Origin of the sequence: Janthinobacterium sp. JC611, assembly GCF_018682595.1 — a bacterium.
In the GTDB taxonomy this organism is placed as follows: Bacteria; Pseudomonadota; Gammaproteobacteria; order Burkholderiales; family Burkholderiaceae_D; genus Janthinobacterium.
Genome location: NZ_JAFLJN010000016.1, coordinates 1 through 16900, shown reverse-complemented (window position 1 = coordinate 16900; position 16900 = coordinate 1). Strand labels below are relative to the sequence as shown.

Annotated in this window: 18 protein-coding genes; 15 read left to right on the top strand and 3 right to left on the bottom strand. The window is 59.3% G+C overall.

Annotated features, from left to right (window positions below):
* The first annotated feature begins 225 nt into the window (after nt 1-225).
* From J0O65_RS11965 to J0O65_RS11910, 12 genes are all read left to right on the top strand, one after another.
* Nucleotides 226-894: a phage baseplate assembly protein V gene (locus J0O65_RS11965; protein WP_251373695.1), complete on the top strand. Its 669-nt coding sequence runs from the start codon at nt 226-228 to the stop codon at nt 892-894.
* Nucleotides 894-1238 carry a GPW/gp25 family protein gene (locus J0O65_RS11960; RefSeq protein WP_215407020.1) on the top strand — a complete coding sequence of 115 codons (345 nt, stop codon included), beginning with the start codon at nt 894-896 and terminating at the stop codon, nt 1236-1238. The genes J0O65_RS11965 and J0O65_RS11960 overlap by 1 nt, the downstream gene beginning before the upstream one ends.
* Entirely contained in the window at nt 1235-2137 is a 903-nt protein-coding gene (locus tag J0O65_RS11955; protein ID WP_215407018.1) for a baseplate J/gp47 family protein, read from the top strand. The genes J0O65_RS11960 and J0O65_RS11955 overlap by 4 nt, the downstream gene beginning before the upstream one ends.
* Nucleotides 2130-2834, top strand: a complete 705-nt coding sequence (locus tag J0O65_RS11950; RefSeq protein ID WP_353056184.1) for a phage tail protein I — start codon at nt 2130-2132, stop codon at nt 2832-2834. Before J0O65_RS11955 ends, J0O65_RS11950 begins: the two co-directional genes overlap by 8 nt.
* A gap of 7 nt (nt 2835-2841) precedes the next feature.
* Nucleotides 2842-4902, top strand: a complete 2061-nt coding sequence (locus J0O65_RS11945) for a phage tail protein (RefSeq protein ID WP_215407014.1) — start codon at nt 2842-2844, stop codon at nt 4900-4902.
* 76 nt (nt 4903-4978) lie between these two features.
* A complete protein-coding gene (locus J0O65_RS11940) occupies nt 4979-6154 on the top strand; it encodes a phage tail sheath protein (RefSeq protein WP_215407012.1) in 1176 nt (391 codons plus the stop codon).
* Nucleotides 6155-6209: 55 nt separating this feature from the next.
* Nucleotides 6210-6719, top strand: coding sequence for a phage major tail tube protein (locus J0O65_RS11935; RefSeq protein ID WP_215407010.1), 510 nt, complete (start codon nt 6210-6212; stop codon nt 6717-6719).
* A gap of 37 nt (nt 6720-6756) precedes the next feature.
* On the top strand, nt 6757-7065 hold the full coding sequence (locus tag J0O65_RS11930) for a phage tail assembly protein (RefSeq protein WP_099400933.1): 309 nt from the start codon (nt 6757-6759) through the stop codon (nt 7063-7065).
* A gap of 8 nt (nt 7066-7073) precedes the next feature.
* Nucleotides 7074-7187, top strand: coding sequence for a GpE family phage tail protein (locus tag J0O65_RS11925; RefSeq protein WP_071650284.1), 114 nt, complete (start codon nt 7074-7076; stop codon nt 7185-7187).
* Between the two features lie 75 nt (nt 7188-7262).
* The gene (locus tag J0O65_RS11920; protein WP_251373693.1) at nt 7263-9842 is read left to right on the top strand and encodes a phage tail tape measure protein; all 2580 of its coding nucleotides are present in this window, start codon (nt 7263-7265) and stop codon (nt 9840-9842) included.
* Between the two features lie 15 nt (nt 9843-9857).
* Entirely contained in the window at nt 9858-10466 is a 609-nt protein-coding gene (locus tag J0O65_RS11915) for a phage tail protein (RefSeq protein ID WP_215407006.1), read from the top strand.
* The gene (locus J0O65_RS11910; protein WP_215407004.1) at nt 10463-11731 is read left to right on the top strand and encodes a phage late control D family protein; all 1269 of its coding nucleotides are present in this window, start codon (nt 10463-10465) and stop codon (nt 11729-11731) included. The genes J0O65_RS11915 and J0O65_RS11910 overlap by 4 nt, the downstream gene beginning before the upstream one ends.
* Nucleotides 11732-11735: 4 nt before the next feature.
* On the opposite strand, the gene J0O65_RS11905 is transcribed toward J0O65_RS11910, so the two are convergent.
* Nucleotides 11736-12176, bottom strand: coding sequence for a hypothetical protein (locus tag J0O65_RS11905; RefSeq protein ID WP_215407002.1), 441 nt, complete (start codon nt 12174-12176; stop codon nt 11736-11738).
* Between J0O65_RS11905 and J0O65_RS11900 the strand changes: the two genes are divergently transcribed.
* Nucleotides 12175-12405 (top strand): hypothetical protein, encoded by a 231-nt coding sequence (locus J0O65_RS11900; RefSeq protein ID WP_215407000.1) that lies wholly within the window; start codon nt 12175-12177, stop codon nt 12403-12405. The two genes, J0O65_RS11905 and J0O65_RS11900, sit on opposite strands and share 2 nt — an antisense overlap.
* Nucleotides 12406-12550: 145 nt before the next feature.
* On the opposite strand, the gene J0O65_RS11895 is transcribed toward J0O65_RS11900, so the two are convergent.
* A complete protein-coding gene (locus J0O65_RS11895; RefSeq protein WP_215406998.1) occupies nt 12551-13258 on the bottom strand; it encodes a hypothetical protein in 708 nt (235 codons plus the stop codon).
* A gap of 324 nt (nt 13259-13582) precedes the next feature.
* On the opposite strand from J0O65_RS11895, the gene J0O65_RS11890 reads away from it, so the two are divergent.
* Nucleotides 13583-13882, top strand: coding sequence for a type II toxin-antitoxin system death-on-curing family toxin (locus tag J0O65_RS11890; protein ID WP_215406996.1), 300 nt, complete (start codon nt 13583-13585; stop codon nt 13880-13882).
* Between the two features lie 697 nt (nt 13883-14579).
* A complete protein-coding gene (locus J0O65_RS11885) occupies nt 14580-16097 on the top strand; it encodes a P-loop ATPase, Sll1717 family (RefSeq protein WP_215406994.1) in 1518 nt (505 codons plus the stop codon).
* A gap of 240 nt (nt 16098-16337) precedes the next feature.
* Here the strand turns inward: J0O65_RS11885 and J0O65_RS11880 are convergent, their stop codons facing one another.
* Nucleotides 16338-16775, bottom strand: coding sequence for an SOS response-associated peptidase family protein (locus J0O65_RS11880; RefSeq protein WP_215407051.1), 438 nt, complete (start codon nt 16773-16775; stop codon nt 16338-16340).
* Nucleotides 16776-16900 lie beyond the last annotated feature (125 nt).

The window sequence follows — 16900 nt, the reverse complement described above, 5'->3', positions numbered from 1 at the left end:
TCAATTTCGCCTTACTAAAAATATTTAGTCTACCGATGCGATCCGGAAGCATTTCCCAGGTGGAATTTCTAATTATTATTACTAGCAACTATTCCAACTGAGCTTCAAATTCTTTGAATATATGAGGTTCTGCTATCTAGGACTACGGTATAGTTTAATAGCCTATGGTCGTTAAGTGCATTATCAACCCGCCTCCGCGTGCATCCGCACGCGGAGTTCGGCAACATGCATTGCATGAACGCCGACCTGTCCGACCTCCTCCGTTTGCTGCAAAACCTGATCCGCCTGGGCACCATCGCCGAGGTCAAAGGGGCCAAGGCGCGCGTGCGGCTCGGGCCGACACTCACCACCGAATGGCTGAAATGGGCCACGCCGCGCGCCGGCAACACCCGCACCTGGTCGGCGCCTACCCTGGGCGAACAGGTGATCGTCTTTTCCCCCGGCGGCGACCTGACGCGCGGCATCATCGTACCGGCGCTGTACTCGCAAGAATTTGACGCGCCCGAATCGAGCGACACCATCCACACCACGCACTACCCGGACGGCGCCGTGGTGCAGTACGACCACGCGGCCCATGCCCTGACGGCGACGCTCCCCGGCGGCACGGCCACCATCACCGCCGACAAGGTCACGTCGAACGCGCCCAGCACCATTTGCACGGGCGACCTGACCGTCATGGGCAATCTGCTTGTCGAGCAAGCGGCGACCGTCAACGGCGCCACCGCCCTGAATGGCGGCGTGAACGCCAAGGCCGGCGCCGCTGGCGGCGTGGCCATGGCCGTGCAAGGGACAATCAAGGCCAGCGAGGACGTGCTGGCCGGCGCCATCAGCCTGGCCAAGCATCCGCACGGCGGCGTCAGGGCAGGCGGCGACAAGTCGGGTGGGCCGCTGTGATGCTGGGCATGCACGCCGCCACTGGCCGCCCGCTGTCCGGGCTGGCGCATATCCGCCAGTCCGTCGGCGATATCCTGACCACGCCCATCGGCTCACGCCTGATGCGCCGCCGCTATGGCTCGGAAGTGCCCGAACTGATCGACCAGCCCCTGAATAGCGCCACGGTGCTGCGCATCTACGCCGCCACCGCCTACGCCATCCGCTTGTGGGAACCACGGATCAACCTGACCGGCCTGCAGTTTGAGCCGGGCGAGGCGGGTGCGGCATCCCTGATACTGGACGGTGTGGCCGAAGGCCAATCTGTCCAGCTCGCGGTCGGCATCGGCCAGGAGCGCACGCGATGAGCACCATCGACTTGTCCCTGTTACCTGCACCCAGCATCGTGGAGGTGCTGAGCTTTGAGGCCATCTATGCCGAGCGCAAGGCGGCCTTGATCAGCCATTTTCCGGCAAACCAGCAGGACGCCATTGCGCGCGCGCTGGAAATCGAGTCGGAGCCGATGGCCAAGCTCCTGCAGGAGAACGCCTACCGAGAACTCATTTGGCGCCAGCGCGTCAACGATGGCGCGCGCGCCCTGATGCTGGCCTTTGCCAGCGGCACCGATCTGGACCAGTTGGCCGCCAACGTCAATCTGACGCGCCTGGTCAAGGTGCAGCAGCTCGACGCGGACACCACCGTCACCACCGTGGAAACGGACGCCCTGCTGCGCGAGCGCATCCAGCTGGCCTTTGAGGGCTTGTCGGTGGCCGGGCCGCGCAATGCCTACGTCAAGCATGCGCGTGACGCCGACGCGCGCGTGGCCGACATCAGCGCCATTTCCCCGGAACCCTGCGAAGTCGTCGTAACGGTGCTGTCCAATGTCGATGACGGAGTTGCCAGCGGCGAGCTGCTGGCCGTGGTGCATGCCGCCCTGAGCGACGAAGACGTGCGCCCCCTGGGCGACCGCCTGAGCGTGCAATCCGCCGATATCGTGCATTTTGCGATCCGCGCCACGCTCTACCTCGACGCGCACCCCGAGGCCGAACCGATCCTGCAGGCGGCCGGCGAGCGCGCCGCCGCATATGCCGACGAGCGCCGCCGCCTGGGCCGCGACGTGAACCGTTCCGCCATCATCGCCGCCCTGCACGCCGAAGGCGTCAAGAAAGTGGTGCTGCATGAACCGGCCGACGATATTGCCGTGGCCGACGTGCAGGCGGCATATTGCGACGGCATCGACATTGCCAACGGGGGCGCCCGTGGCTGATCTGCTGCCACCCAATGCCACCAGGCTGGAGCGCAACCTCGCCCGTGCCGGTGCCCAGATCGAGCGCGTGCCCGTGCCGCTGCGCGACCTGGCCAATCCTGCCACCTGCCCGGTATCGGCCCTGCCCTTCCTGGCCGCCTCCTTTTCGGTGGACCATTGGGAACCCACGTGGCCCGTCAGCACCAAGCGCGCCATGATCCAGTCGGCGTTTGCCGTGCACAAGCGCAAAGGCACCATCAGCGCCCTGCGCCACGCGCTGGCCCCCATCAGCGCCGGCATCCGCGTGCGCGAGTGGTGGCAAAGCACGCCACCCGGCCCGCGCGGCACCTTTCACCTCGACTTCGACGTGCCCGATTCCGGCGCCACCACCGGCATGTATCAGGAAATCGAGCGTCTGGTGGACGAGGCCAAGCCGGTGACGCGTCACATGGCCGACCTGGCCATCCATGTGGGCGTGCGCGGCGCGGTGCGCATCGGCGCCGCAATCCAGCAAGGTGACGAGCTGACGGTCTACGCCCGCACCCGGCCCGAGGTGCAAGCCAGCGGCGGCGCGCAGGTCGGCAGCATGGTCCACCTGGGCGACGAACTGACCGTGTATGCGCGCGCCGCGCCAGGCGTGCGCGTTGCCGTGCGCTGTGCCGTGACCGGCACGAGCCACAGCATCGACACCACGACGATTCACCCTATTTCATCCTGAGGAAGCCATGTCACAAGAGTATTTTGCCATCCTGACCGCCATCGGCGAGGCCAAGGACGCCGGCGCCAAGGCCGGCGGCGCACCGTTGAAATTTACGCACATGGTCGTCGGCGATGGCGGCGGCGCCGCGACGCGCCCGGATGCCAGGCAAACCAAACTGGTGCGCGAAGTGTGGCGCGCCCAGCTCAACCAGTTGAGCCTGGACCCGATCAACACTAGCCAGGTCATCGCCGAATGCGTCATCGCGGAAAAGATTGGCGGCTGGTGGATACGCGAAATCGGCCTGCTCGACGCCGACGGCGATCTGGTGGCCGTCGCCAATTGTCCGCCCAGCTACAAGCCGCAAATGCCCGAAGGCTCTGCGCGCACGCAAGTGATCCGCATGGTGTTGATCGTATCGAGCGCCGAAACGGTGCAACTGTCGATTGATCCGGGCATCGTCATGGCCACGCGCCAGTTCGCCGCCGACGCCGTAGCGCAGAAATTCGACGCCCTTGCCGCAACAGGCGGCGACACCATGGTGGGCGTGACGGAACGCTCAACCGGCGACGCGCTGCGCCTGAGCGACGCCATGGCACGCATGCCGTCACGCTTTGGACGCATCGATGCCAGTTCCTTCCCGCGCTTGTTTGACGCGATCCGCCGCTATCGCTACGGCGACCCAGCACAAAAACCCATCGTCGCCTGCATTTTTGCGTCGTCGCTGGGCAATGCCCCGACTTTGCCCAGCATCGAGCAGGCGCCCGGACACGACTTCTTTGCCCGCCTGCGTGCTGAAATCGACCCGGCCGGCCTGATCCAATTCGAGATCCGAAACTATTCGCTCGACGGCTCTACTGTCTCCAGCTGGGAGGCGGCCATCGCTGGCATGCTCGCCGCTGGCGTCTCTCCACACATCACGTATCTGATCCCAGGGATGAACGACTTCGCCACCGCTCAATACAACGGCGGCCAGGGTTTCCAAGGCTTTCAGCGAACCTTTGCCCGCGTGCTGTACGACCTGAAAAAAATCGGCTCCGACATCGTGGCAACGACGTCCATGCATCCGGCCGTCGTCAGCAATCCCGGCCTGCAGTCGCTGCCGGGCGACACGGCGCAGGTCTACCCGACGGCCATCCCCGCGCCAGTGAGCGCCGCCGCACTGCAGCCCCCCGCCGACGAGGGCCTGATGCAAGTGGACGTGCTGAAAAACGGCCGCCCGATTACCGTCAGCAAACGCTATTACTTCGGCAATATGGCGATCAAGTGCATCGCCGCCACATTTGGCGTGCCCGTCATCGACGCGCAGCAATACCAGTTTGAACAATACGCCCGGCAGCTCCTTGAACTGGGCAGCATGACGGCCGTGGAGAAAGCCAATTTTAATCCCGGCCAAGTCAATCACCCCAATTTGACTGGTATCCGTGGCGCATATCACCGGGGCAATGCCGACGCCTGCGCGCAGCTCGGCCAGCAAGGTGCGCAAGCCGGCCGTGCGCCTATGCTCAATGGCAATTTCGGCGTGAACCTGCCGCAAGGGGTCGGGGTGCAATTCGGGCCGGGTCTGCCCGGCGCCACCTGGGACATTTACCCGCAGCACGGCGACACGACCACGCCGCCGGTATCGGTCAAGGCGAATACGGGTGCGCTGGACGGCTACGGCGTGAAGTCGCCTGTCGAGGCGTGGCGCATTGATCCTGCCAACGGCAATCTTGTGTCGCCCGCCTGCATTATCGGTTCGGCCGTGGGCATGCCCGCCTTCCGGGCCACCGATTACACCGGGCGCGCCGAAGTACGCGACCGTCTGCGATTCTACAATCTGCCGAAAGGATCGACAGCGGCCGCCTACACCTTGCCGGAGGGCATGAGCGGCAGTTTTACGCTTGCCGCGTTCCAGCCAGGCGTCACGACCGCCCAGCGCTACCGGATCGAATTTATCGCGCACAAGGGCGCCATCACGCTGGAGCCGGGCTTTCCGCTGCAGCTTTCCCCGGATACCGAATTTTCAGTCGCCATCAACGGCTTGACCATCACGGCGACCACAAAAATCGACGGGACAGCGATTCATCTTGCGTGCGACGCATGGTAGCCAATTTTTGCGCCCAGGCTTGGAAAAAACAACTTCACGCAGTCCACATCATTTCAATTAAACAATAGGAGTCCACATGGCCACCGACTACCACCATGGCGTGCGCGTCATTGAAATCAACGAGGGTTCGCGCCCCATCCGCACCGTCTCCACGGCCGTGCTGGGCCTGATCGCCACGGCCGACGATGCCGACCCCGTGTCCTTCCCGCTCGACACGCCCGTGCTCGTCACCAACGTGCTGGCCGCCATGGGCAAGGCCGGCAAGACCGGCACCTTGTATCGCAGCCTGCAGGCGATTGCCGCACAGACCAAGCCCTTGTGCGTCGTCGTGCGCGTGGCCCAGGGCGAGACAGAAGCGGAAACCACCAGCAACGCCGTGGGCGGCGTGTCGCCGGACGGCAAGTACCTGGGTGCCCAGGCGCTGCTGGCCGCGCAAAGCAAGCTGGGCGTGAAACCGCGCATCCTGGGCGCGCCGGGCCTGGATACCCAGGCCGTCACCAATGCCCTGGCCAGCGTGGCGCAGCGCCTGCGCGCCTTCTTGTATGCGTCCGCCTATGGCTGCGCCACCGTCACGGCGGCCACCGCCTATCGTGGCCAGTTCGGCCAGCGTGAAATCATGATGATCTGGCCCGACTTCGTGAACTGGGATACCGCCACCGATGAAGAGGCCAGCATTTCCGCCGTCGCTTACGCCATGGGCTTGCGCGCCAAGATCGACGAGGAAACGGGCTGGCACAAGACGCTATCCAACGTGGTCATCAACGGCCCCACCGGCATCAGCAAGGATGTGTTTTTCGACCTGCAAGACCCGGCCACCGATGCCGGCGTGCTCAACGCCAAGGAAGTGACCACCCTGATTAACATGGGCGGCTATCGTTTCTGGGGTTCGCGCACCTGCGAGGCGCCGGGCGGCTTCTTCTATTTTGAAAGCTACACGCGCACGGCCCAGGTGCTGGCCGACACCATCGCCGAAGCGCATTTCGCCTTTGTCGACCTGCCCTTGCATCCGTCCCTGGTGCGCGACCTGCTGGAAAGCATCAACGCCAAGTTCCGCGACCTGAAATTGCAGGGCTACATCATCGACGGCCACGCCTGGTATGACGAGCAATTCAACGACAAGGACACGCTCAAGGCGGGCAAGCTGGCCATCGACTACGACTACACGCCCGTGCCGCCGCTGGAAAACCTGCGCTTCCAGCAGCGCATCACCGACCGCTACCTGGCCGACTTCGCCTCGCGCATCGCGGCTTAATACCCATCCCCCCCTGCCCGCGCCAGCGCGGGCGCATTGAAATACTGGAGAAATTATGGGCCTGCCCCGCAAACTGAAAAACTTCAACCTGTTCCAGAACGGCGTGTCTTTCCTGGGCATGGTGCCCGAAGTCACCTTGCCGAAACTTAGCCGCAAGATGGAAGAGTACCGCGCCGGCGGCATGAGCGGCCCCGTGTCCGTGGACTTCGGTAACGAGGCGCTGTCGCTGGAATGGAGTGGCGGCGGCCTGATCGCCGAAGCACTGAAACAGTACGGCGCACACACGCACGGCGCCGTGCAACTGCGCTTTGCCGGCGCCTACCAGGAAGACGATGACGGCACGGTCGCCGCCGTCGAGGTCGTCGTGCGCGGCCGTTACAAGGAAATCGACATGGGCGGCGCCAAGATGGGCGACGACACCACCCACAAATACACGATGGCTTGCAGCTATTACAAGCTGCTGATCGACGGCGCCACCGTCATCGAACTGGACTTCATGAGCGGCACCGAGAACTTCGGCGGCGGCGACACGAATGCCGCCATCCGCAAGGCCATCGGCCTGTAATCCCCTTTTCTAAACACACCACAACAAGGAACACAGCATGCACAACGATACCCAAAACCAAGCCGTCATCGAACTGGACGAGCCGATCAAGCGAGGCGACAGCTTCATCACCTCGCTGACCGTGCGCAAGCCCAAGGCGGGCGCCCTGCGCGGCATTTCCCTGATCGAACTGGCCAACCTGAACGTGTCGGCCCTGCAGATCGTGCTGCCGCGCATCACCGAGCCAACCTTGACCGCGCACGATATTGCCAACATGGACCCGGCCGACCTGCTGGCCGTGGGCGCCGAGGTTGCCGGTTTTTTGGCGAGCAAAGCCGATCGCCTTTCGGTATCCCCGGCGAAGTAGAGGACGCCATGGCCGACATTGCCGGCGTCTTCCACTGGACGCCGGCAGCGATGGACGGCTTTACGATTGATGAACTGATGGCCTGGCGCGAGCGCGCCCGGCAACGAAGCGGAGCGGAATAGATGGCTGGTCGGGATTTGAAGTTACAGGTAGTGTTTGCAGCGCTGGACAAAATCACCGGCCCGCTGAAAAAAATCATGGGCGGCTCCAGCGAGACGGCGAAGGCATTGAAGGCCACCAGCGACCGCTTGCGCGAGCTGAACGCCCAGCAGAAAAACATCAGCAAGTTCCGCGAGCTACACGGCGGCCTGGACGCCACCCGCACCAAGCTGGAAGCGGCCCAGCAAAAGGTCGCCAGCCTGGCCGTCAAGATGAAACAGGCGGAGGCGCCTACGCGCGCCATGACGCGCGAGTTTAACGCCGCCGTCAAAGCGGCCGGCGCCTTGAAGACGGCCGGTCAAGAGCAGGCCCAGCAACTGCAGGTCATGCGCGAGCGCCTGGCCGGCGCCGGCATCGGCACCAAAGACCTGGCCAACCACGAGCGCACCTTGCGCCGCGAGATCGAGGCCACCAACAAAACCATGACGCTGCAGCAGCAGAAGCTGGCCAACGCAGCCGCCAAGCAGCAGCGCGTCACCAATGCCACCCAGCACGCCGACAAGCTGCGCAACAAGGCCGGCAACCTGGCCATGGCCGGCGCGGGCGCCACCGCCACGGGCGCCGTGCTTGGCGCGCCCGTCGTCAAGGGACTGAACGAGGCCAAGCACTATCAAACGGAAGTCGGCAGGGTCAACGCCCTGGGCCTGGGCGACAAGGTATCAGCCGAGGCCGTCGCTTTCGCGCGCAATATGAAGACCTACGGCACCAGCCAGCTCGACAACCTGCAGTTGATGCGCGACGGCATGAGCGCCTTTGCCGACGTGCACCACGCGGAAATGGTCGCCCCTACCCTGGCCAAGATGAAGTTTGCCAATCACGCCTTCTTTGGCGAGGCCGAGGGCGCCGACAACGAACGCAAGTTCATGGACATGCTCAAGGTCATCGAGCTGCGCGGCGGCCTGGAGAGCAAGGAAAAGTTTGAGGCCCAGGCCAATATCGTGCAGCAGGTCATCACCGCCACGGGCGGGCGCGTGGGGCCGAATGAATGGCTGAACATGATCAAGACGGGCGGCATCGCGGCCAAAGGCCTGAAAGATGATGCGTTCTATTACCAAATGGAACCGCTGGTGCAGGAAATGAGCGGCAACCGCGTCGGCACGTCCCTGATGAGTGCCTACCAGAACTTGTACCAGGGCCGCACCACCAAGCGTTCAGCCCGGAAGCTGGAAGAGTTCGGCCTGATCGGCGACAAGAGCAAGGTCAAGCACGACAAGGCGGGGCAAGTCTCGTTCCTCGACCCGGGAGCGCTGCTGGGCGCCGAGCTGTTCCGCGAAAACCAGTTCGAATGGCTGGAAAAGGTGCTATTGCCGCAACTGGCCAAGAAAGGCATCACGGAAAAGAAACAGGTGCTCGACGCCATCGGCAGCATCTTTTCCAACCGCACGGCGTCGAACCTGTACTCGCAGATGTATTTGCAGCGCGTGCAAATCCACAAGAACGAAAAGCTCAACCGTGGCGCCGCCGATATCGGCAAACTGGAAAAGCTGGGGCGCGACTCGGCCGCCGGCAAGGAACTGGAGGCGCAGTCCAAGCTGGCCAACTTGAAACTGACCATGGGCGAGAAAATCCTGCCGCTGTATGCGCAGGGGCTGGAAATGGCCATCAGCGCCGTGCAGCGCCTGAATGGCTTCATGGAGCGCAACCCGACCGTGGCCAAGATCATGATTACCGCCTTTGCCGTGCTGGCGGGCCTGCTGCTGGTGCTGGGCCCGCTGATGCTGGGCATCGCCGCCATGATCGGCCCGTATGCCATGCTGCACGTCATGTTCGCCAAGATGGGCGTGACGGGCGGTGTGCTCACGCCCATCTTGCGCGGCCTGGGTGGCGCCTTCATGTGGGCGGGCCGCGCCGTGCTGTGGCTGGGCCGTGCCTTCATGCTCAACCCGATTGGCCTGGCCGTGACGGCCATCGCCGGCGCCGCCTACCTGATCTATAAAAACTGGGAACCGATTAAGGCGTTTTTCGTGGATATCTGGTCGCAGGTCAAAGTCGCCTTTGCTGGTGGCTTGGTTGGCGTGCACAACCTCATCCTCAACTGGTCGCCGCTGGGCGTGTTTTACCAGGCGTTCGCGGGCGTGCTGGGCTGGTTCGGCATCGAGCTGCCGGCCAAGTTCACCGACTTTGGCGCCAACATCCTGCGCGGCCTGGTCAACGGCATCACCGGTTCCATGGGCGCCGTCAAGGACGCCATCAGCAATGCCGGTTCCAGCACCATTGCCTGGTTCAAGGAAAAGCTGGGCATCCACAGCCCAAGCCGCGTGTTTGCCCTGCTCGGCGACTACACCATGCAGGGCCTGGCCGTGGGCCTGGACCGTAGCGAGGGAGCGCCGATTGCCAAGGTATCGGGCCTGGCGCAGCGCCTGACGCAATTGGGCGCCGGCATCGCCATCGGCACGGCCACCGCCCTGCCCGCCAGCGCCTTCGACACGCGCGCGCCGCTGGCACAAGGCGGGTTCGGCGCCGGCATGATCATTCAAGGCGACAAGATCGAAATCACTTTCAACGTGCAGGCCGGCACCGATCCCCAGGCCATTGCGCGCGCCGTGAGCGCGGCGCTCGATCAGCGCGACCGCGAAAAGGCGGCACGCATCCGCTCGTCCCTGCGCGACCACGATTAACGAAAGAAGCACACCATGATGATGATTTTAGGAATGTTCGTGTTCAGCCTGCCGACCTTGGCCTATCACGAGCTGCAGCGGCAAACGGAATGGAAGCACGCCAGCACAGCGCGCGTGGGCCTGCGCGACGCGCATCAATACGTGGGGCCCGGCGACGACACCATCACCCTGTCGGGCTGGGTGGCGCCGGAACTAACCGGGTCCCTGTACTCGCTCGATGCGCTGCGCATGATGGCCGACATCGGTAAATCGTGGATTCTGATTCAGGGCACGGGCCGTATTCTCGGCTCCTACCGCATCACCAGTATGACGGAAGGCCGCACCATCCTCGACGGCAGCGGCGGCGCGCGCCGCGTCGAGTTCTCGATTGCGCTCAAGCGCGACGACGACGGTGTCCTGGCCATGGTCGGCCTGGGCGACATCGGCGACCTGAAAAACATGCTCAGCATCGACGGCATGACCAGCAGCATTGCCGGCGCGGCCAAGAATGCCGTGGGCAGCGTGGTGGGCAACGTCGTCGGCGGCATCACCTCGAAATACGGCGGCGTGGTCAGCGAGATGAAAGACAAGATCGGCAGCAGCATCAGCGGCGCCATCGGCAGCGCGGCGGACAAGTTCAAATGAGCGAGCATATCCCCGCCTTCAAGGTCAGCATCGAGGACAAGGATTTGACGGCCATCGTGTCACCGCGGCTGATCAATCTGACCTTGACCCTGTGCCGTGGCGACGAGAGCGACCAGCTCGACCTTTCCCTTGATGACAGCGACGGCAAGCTGGCCCTGCCGCCGCGCGGCGCGCAGATCGCCCTGGCGCTGGGCTGGCAAGCCACCGGCCTGGTGGATATGGGCAAGTTCACCGTCGACGAGGTGGAGCACAGCGGCGCGCCCGACACCATCACCCTGCGCGCCAGGTCGGCCAACCTGATCGACACCTTCAAACAGCAGCAGGAACACAGCTTTCACAAGACCACCTTGGGCGCCATCATCGAGGCCATCGCCTTTCGCAACGAGCTGGCGTCGGGCGTGTCAGCACGCCTGCGCGATACCACCATCGAGCACATCGACCAGACCCACGAAAGCGATGCGGCCTTCCTGCGCCGGCTGGGCAGGAAATACGACGCGGTGACCACCGTCAAGAACGACACCCTGCTATTCATCCCGATCAATCAGAGCCGCACCGCCAGCGGCAAGGCGCTGCCCGTCATCCCCATCACGCGCGCCCTGGGCGACGGCCACCGCTACCACAGCGCGGAAAGCGACGCCTACACGGGCGTGCGCGCCTTCTGGCACGACGAGCGCTACGCGCGCCGCCGCAGCGTCGTGGCCGGCGTGCCGGGCAACAGCAAGCGCCTGCGCACCACCTTCGCCAACGAAACGGACGCGCGAGCGGCGGCCGTGGCCGAATGGCAGCGCATCCTGCGCGGCCTGGCCACCTTTGAAATGAGCCTGGCCCTGGGCAACCCGGCCGTGTTCCCACAATCACCCGTCATCGTGCAAGGCTTCAAGCCCGAGATCGACGCCACCGAATGGTTATCGGTCAAGGTCACGCACAGCCTGGGCGGCAATGGCTTTACCACGCGCGTGGAGTTTGAGACAAAAACGGAAGCGGTCGAGGCCGAGCGCGAGGAAGAGAAAGACCCGGACGAAGGCATCACGGGCGTGGTGGCGAAGTGGAAGGACGTGGCGGCGAAGAAGAAAAAATCGGGGCAGGAGCAGGCTGGCGCCACGGGTACGCTCAAGACGCTGGAGCATCTTTACAAAAGCAAGAGCGGCGCCAAGCGAGCGGCAAAACTGGCTTGGGAGCACATCAAGGAGGTGCGCGAAATCATTCGGGAGAACAGCGAGGAGCCATGGAGGCCGGCGGAAACGGCTTCCAAAGCGCAGGCGTGACGAACTACGGGAGGGTCACAGACTTTATCAGGACGCTCAATACTTCATTTGTTACACCCTTGAGTGTCTCCATAGTTCCGGCCTTCACCGATTGCACCAATCTCTCGCCCAAGGTAACGCGGCTCACCAGACTATCAGGGACAGCTTTGAGGGCAGTCAAACCTTTTTCGGAAAGTACCGCATCCGAGAAGCCTGTGGCTGTCTTGCTATTGGGGCGTACGGAAATGTATCCCTCTTGCACCAACCATGTGGCGGTATTGATAAATGCCTCTGCCGGAGGAGTCACTTCGGCACCTGTGAAGCTGTCAGCATTGAAGCATGCAGCTTCGCCACCTTCTACAAATTTTCTCGCGTCCAGGAAGATTGGTTTCGGAAAATTTTCGTACAGTTTTGCAAAAATTCGGCCTGTTAATACATCAAAAGCATCAATATTGGAGAGTGTCATGATCACCAGAAATTTAGAAGAAGTAGAACGCCAGGAAAACGAAATTCGGAACCATATCCATAGGCAGATACTGGGAATATCTGACCAAGTACGCTCCAAAGAAATATGGCATAAAATTTTGGCGGCTGCTGATCCGGAAACCATTGCGACCGCGCTAAGCACACAGCTCACGCATTTCAACTATCAGGAAGTGCCCAGCCGCAAACACTGCAACTGCTGTCGCCAATAGCACGCTCTAGACGCCGGAGCATCCGTCCCAGAGCAAGTAGTTGGCGAAGCGGGCGCCCCTGCATGCGTGGAAACATATTGAGGAAGTTGGAGACATCGTCTGAGAGAATAAGGAGCTGCCATGGCAGCCCTTAGACTAAATAAACCTACTTCCCAATCTGGCGGTTATTATTTTCTCCCAACACTGCCTTCAATGCGCTCTTTCGCGCCATAAACATCTCCTCCGTAATAAGCCCGTTTTCGTAAAGGTTCTTCAATGTCAGAAAGTCACTCTCAGCTCGTCGCAATCTACGATTTTCGCTCAGCGCCTTAATGCTTGGCAGCCCCGCCCCTATCTCTTTCAGTCTTCTAGAGCCCCGACGAAGAACTGGAAGTATCTCGACAATGAGCCATTTCAGAAAAAATTTCAGCACATACAGTCCGATGCAAGCATAAACTAAACCGAAAGTCCAATTGATAATAGTCTCTACGGTTCCGACGTTTGGCTTAATCTGCGAAACAAAAAACTCCTCTCGATGGATTCGATGGCCATCGGCAATCAAATCAGATGTAATCGCTGCCTTTAATTCATCTTGTTTTTTTCCACACATGTACTGTGTTAGTACGTCGTCTTCATCAAATCCTCTTACACAATGGCGCCGCCTTTTTTCTTTGCGATTTTGTTCACTTACAATACTTTCATGGGCCGCCTCGCCTATTTCCAAAGCCTTTTGATCCGAAAGAGGAGCGAACGTCGAGGCAAATAGCCTTTCAGCGATATTGTCAACATTCCGCCCGAGATTAACTTGGGCAACGACCAAGAGACATATGACGAAAAACAGCTTCGACATCAACCGTAAAAAATTTTTCAACATTGGCTATTTTATAAATATTTTTTTAGGTATGGACTATAGCATTGAACGATCTGATCCACAGCCAATGATTAGCATCATCCTCAACGTTTGCGTTTGAGCGTTTGAGGGTCAGGTCTACCATTCCGACACAGGCCCATCTATCCGAATCTCCAAGCTGAAGTCTCTGCGTAAGCTCAACGTCAATACGCATACGCCTCATAGTTAGTCGTGCCGCATTAACAATTAGTACATTACAGTTTGCTGTGAGTCTAGATGCCAAGGCCGAGATCGTGTCCGAATGGCAGACCTGACCCCGACACCCATTTCAGTTTGCTGTGAGTCTAGATGCCAAGGCCGAGATCGTGTCCGAATGGCAGACCTGACCCCGACACCTATGGTAATCCACCACCGGACGTAGCCGACCTGGCGGCGGCCTACGTCTACGGCATCGCCACCAGTCACGGATTCAGTGACGGCAACAAGCGTACAGCTTGGGTAATCGGGCGCCTTTTCCTGGCGCTCAATGGTGTCGTGTTCACGTTCACTGAAATGGACGCCATCAACTTCATGCTTGCAGTTGCTGCTGGAGACTTGACCGAGCAGCAAGTTGCCCAGTGGATACGCCAACGTCTTGACAAGCCTTAATCAATATCCCTATAAACGACACATGCCGTGGATCGATCAGGTTCGCAACATTCATGATGCGGGTTCGATTCCCGCCGTCTCCACCACTGAATTGTTTAGAATCAAGTAGTTAGCAAGAAGAAGGCTGTCATTATTTGGGTTGTTTTTGGGCTGTTTTAGCCTAGGAATGACAACAAAATGACAGCCTTTTTTTCTTTGCGTAACCGTCACGCCATAGTCTGGCGCACAGCAATTCCATCATGGCTCCGTGCCGATACGCTGATGATGCACTCACGTTTCTCTCCTATCAAAGAAGTCCGGCAGTCTTTGAAAGCTACGCCAAAAGTTGCGCTGCTTAACTTCCTATACGAAAATTCCTGAAAGACTACGAACTAATTTAGTGGACGACGATGAATCGGGATTTTTCAGTTAGTTACAGCGATCAGGTCACTTACACCAACGTCAGCGTCCTTTAGATTTTCGCTCTACTACCTCCACAAAACCTGATAGAGTTCTGTAGTGCATCTTCCAAGCTTCAGAAGGAAGACTATGCACGTCTGCGTCGAACTATGAGTGGAGCTTTCTCCGATGAGATATGTAAATTCATCGCAATGTTGCTGGCGGCTTGAAACCCCTGTTACGGATTCTAGGGCGTCTAGTGAATTAAAGTGTGTTGCAATCAAATACGCAGTAGAAAATTTCGCCATGGGGATCGACTATGAATAATAATGATGAAGAGAGAGATATGGCAGACAAAGCGTTGCTAGAGAGTGCGGAATTCGGAAGTAGAATCGCGGAGGACGAAGTCGATGAACTCCACTCGTATTTTGTTGAGACTGATCAATGGCGCCGAATTTTATCTGGTGAGGTTGACATAATTTTCGGTGCAAAAGGCGCTGGAAAAAGTGCCCTTTACTCGTTGCTTGTTGCTCAAAAAGACAAGTTGAGACTTGGAGCGAGAACTCTTTTCATCTCTGCTGAAAATCCGAGGGGAACACCAGTTTTCAGAGACCTCACCACTTCACCTAGCCTCTCCGAAGAGAGTTTCCGTGGCCTGTGGAAACTATATTTTCTTTCCATTTCCGCGAACTATATACGGACACATTTAACAGCTACTTCCCAACGCAATGCCGATGCGGAGAGCGTGATTAATATGCTCTCACTGAATGGACTCTGCGCACCAAATGTTACGCTATTAACACGCCTGAAGTCTGTCCTTGAGTACATTCGAAGGCACGTTCCCACCTTCGAAGGTGGAGTGATCGATCCGAATACAGGGTTAAAAATTACTGGAAAAATAACTTTTTCGGAACCTACGGCAGAGCAACGAAGCCTGGGTTATCAATCGCTTGATGATCTATTCGATCATTTGAACAATGCATTTTCTCATTTCAGGATTACCGTATGGCTCGCCCTTGACCGTTTAGATGTGGCTTTTTCGGATTCCGACACTCTCGAGCGAAATGCCCTACGGGCTTTATTCCGAACGTATCTCGATATGTCGTCGTTGACGCATATCAAGGTCAAGATTTTCTTGAGGGACGATATTTGGCGCAAGATCGTCAACGGCGGCTTCAGAGAAGCCAGTCACATTATCAGAACCACTACGATCGCCTGGGACCAGCAGTCTTTAATGAATCTTCTTGTTCGGCGCATCGCCTCCAATGCAGAAATATGTAGCAGAGCGGGATTGTCCAAAGCCGAAATTTTGTCGACGGCAAAATCGCAGGAATCTTTTTTCTATCGGATATTTCCAGCACAGGTTGACGCCGGCCAACGCCAGCCAAAATCATTAGATTGGATGTTGTCGCGTACAGCGGATGGCACAGGACGTACAGCGCCGCGCGAACTAATTCATTTATTGCTCGCAGCAAAAGAGGAGCAGCTGAAGTTATACCATTTAGGCAATGCCTCTCCCGATGGTGATTTACTATTTTCAAAACAGGCTATTAGGGCAGCACTCCCTGTGGTATCCAAAGCACGCTATGATCAGACACTTTGCGCTGAGTATCCCTCGCTAAAGCCCTATCTAGACAAACTGGAGCGCGAAAAAACCCAACAAAGCCGTGAATCATTAGCATCTCTTTGGAACTGCCCGGTGGAAGATTCTTCAAATATCGCGGAGAAACTGGTTGAAGCTGGCTTTTTTGAACGTCGTGGAACGAAGGAAACGCCAATCTATTGGATTCCATTCCTTTATCGTGATGCGCTAAATTTGGTTCAAGGCGCTGCTTAAGGCTTACAGAACTATTAAGTACTAAGAGGTTATTCACCGCGCCGCTCTTATCCCACGCATAGGGCAAGATCTAGCGGCGCGGTGGAAAACCTAGCGGACCGGGGGGGGCTGACATTTAGACACGGCCCCTTCTCTTATAGAACTGGTGTCGTGAACTTCGTCGTGCGTTGACGCACAAAGCTGTTAAGCTTTTGTCCGATTGGCAGGCTTGCGTATTGCACGCAAACGCCAAACCCGTATTCATTTTTTCGTACGCAGCGGAAGCGGATCAGCTATAGCCATCAGGCGTTCTGCTGGATACTGCCGGAACAAATCCCCCTCGGTCACAAGGGAACCATCGAGCCAGCCGCGATACTGGCCCGGGTCGAGCATCATCACCATCCGCTTTTCATCGTCCGGCTTGTGGAAACGCTGCATGAGCGGGTGGCCATCGGCGTTTATCGTCAGCATCGAGAACGACAGCAGCAAATCCTGCGCCCGGAATTCCCATATCCCGGCGATGGCGGCCGGCATGCCATCGGCGCGCTCGATGCGCCATCGAACTGGCTTACCAGTCTCATAGCAAGGTTCAAAGAAATTATCTGCGGGGATAATGCAGAACTGTTTGCGCTTCCAGGCATTGCGGAAGGACGGCTTCCGGGCGCGAGGGTCAGGTCTGCCATTCGGACACGGACTGATGCGTGGGACGCTGTAGAAGCTGGCTCAGTCGAAAAGCTGATTGGAACCACGAACGCGCGCCTGCGGCGCGCGGGGCTGCCGCGCAGCGGCAGCAGGTGGAGGATTCGGGGCGGGCCGGGCCGGTA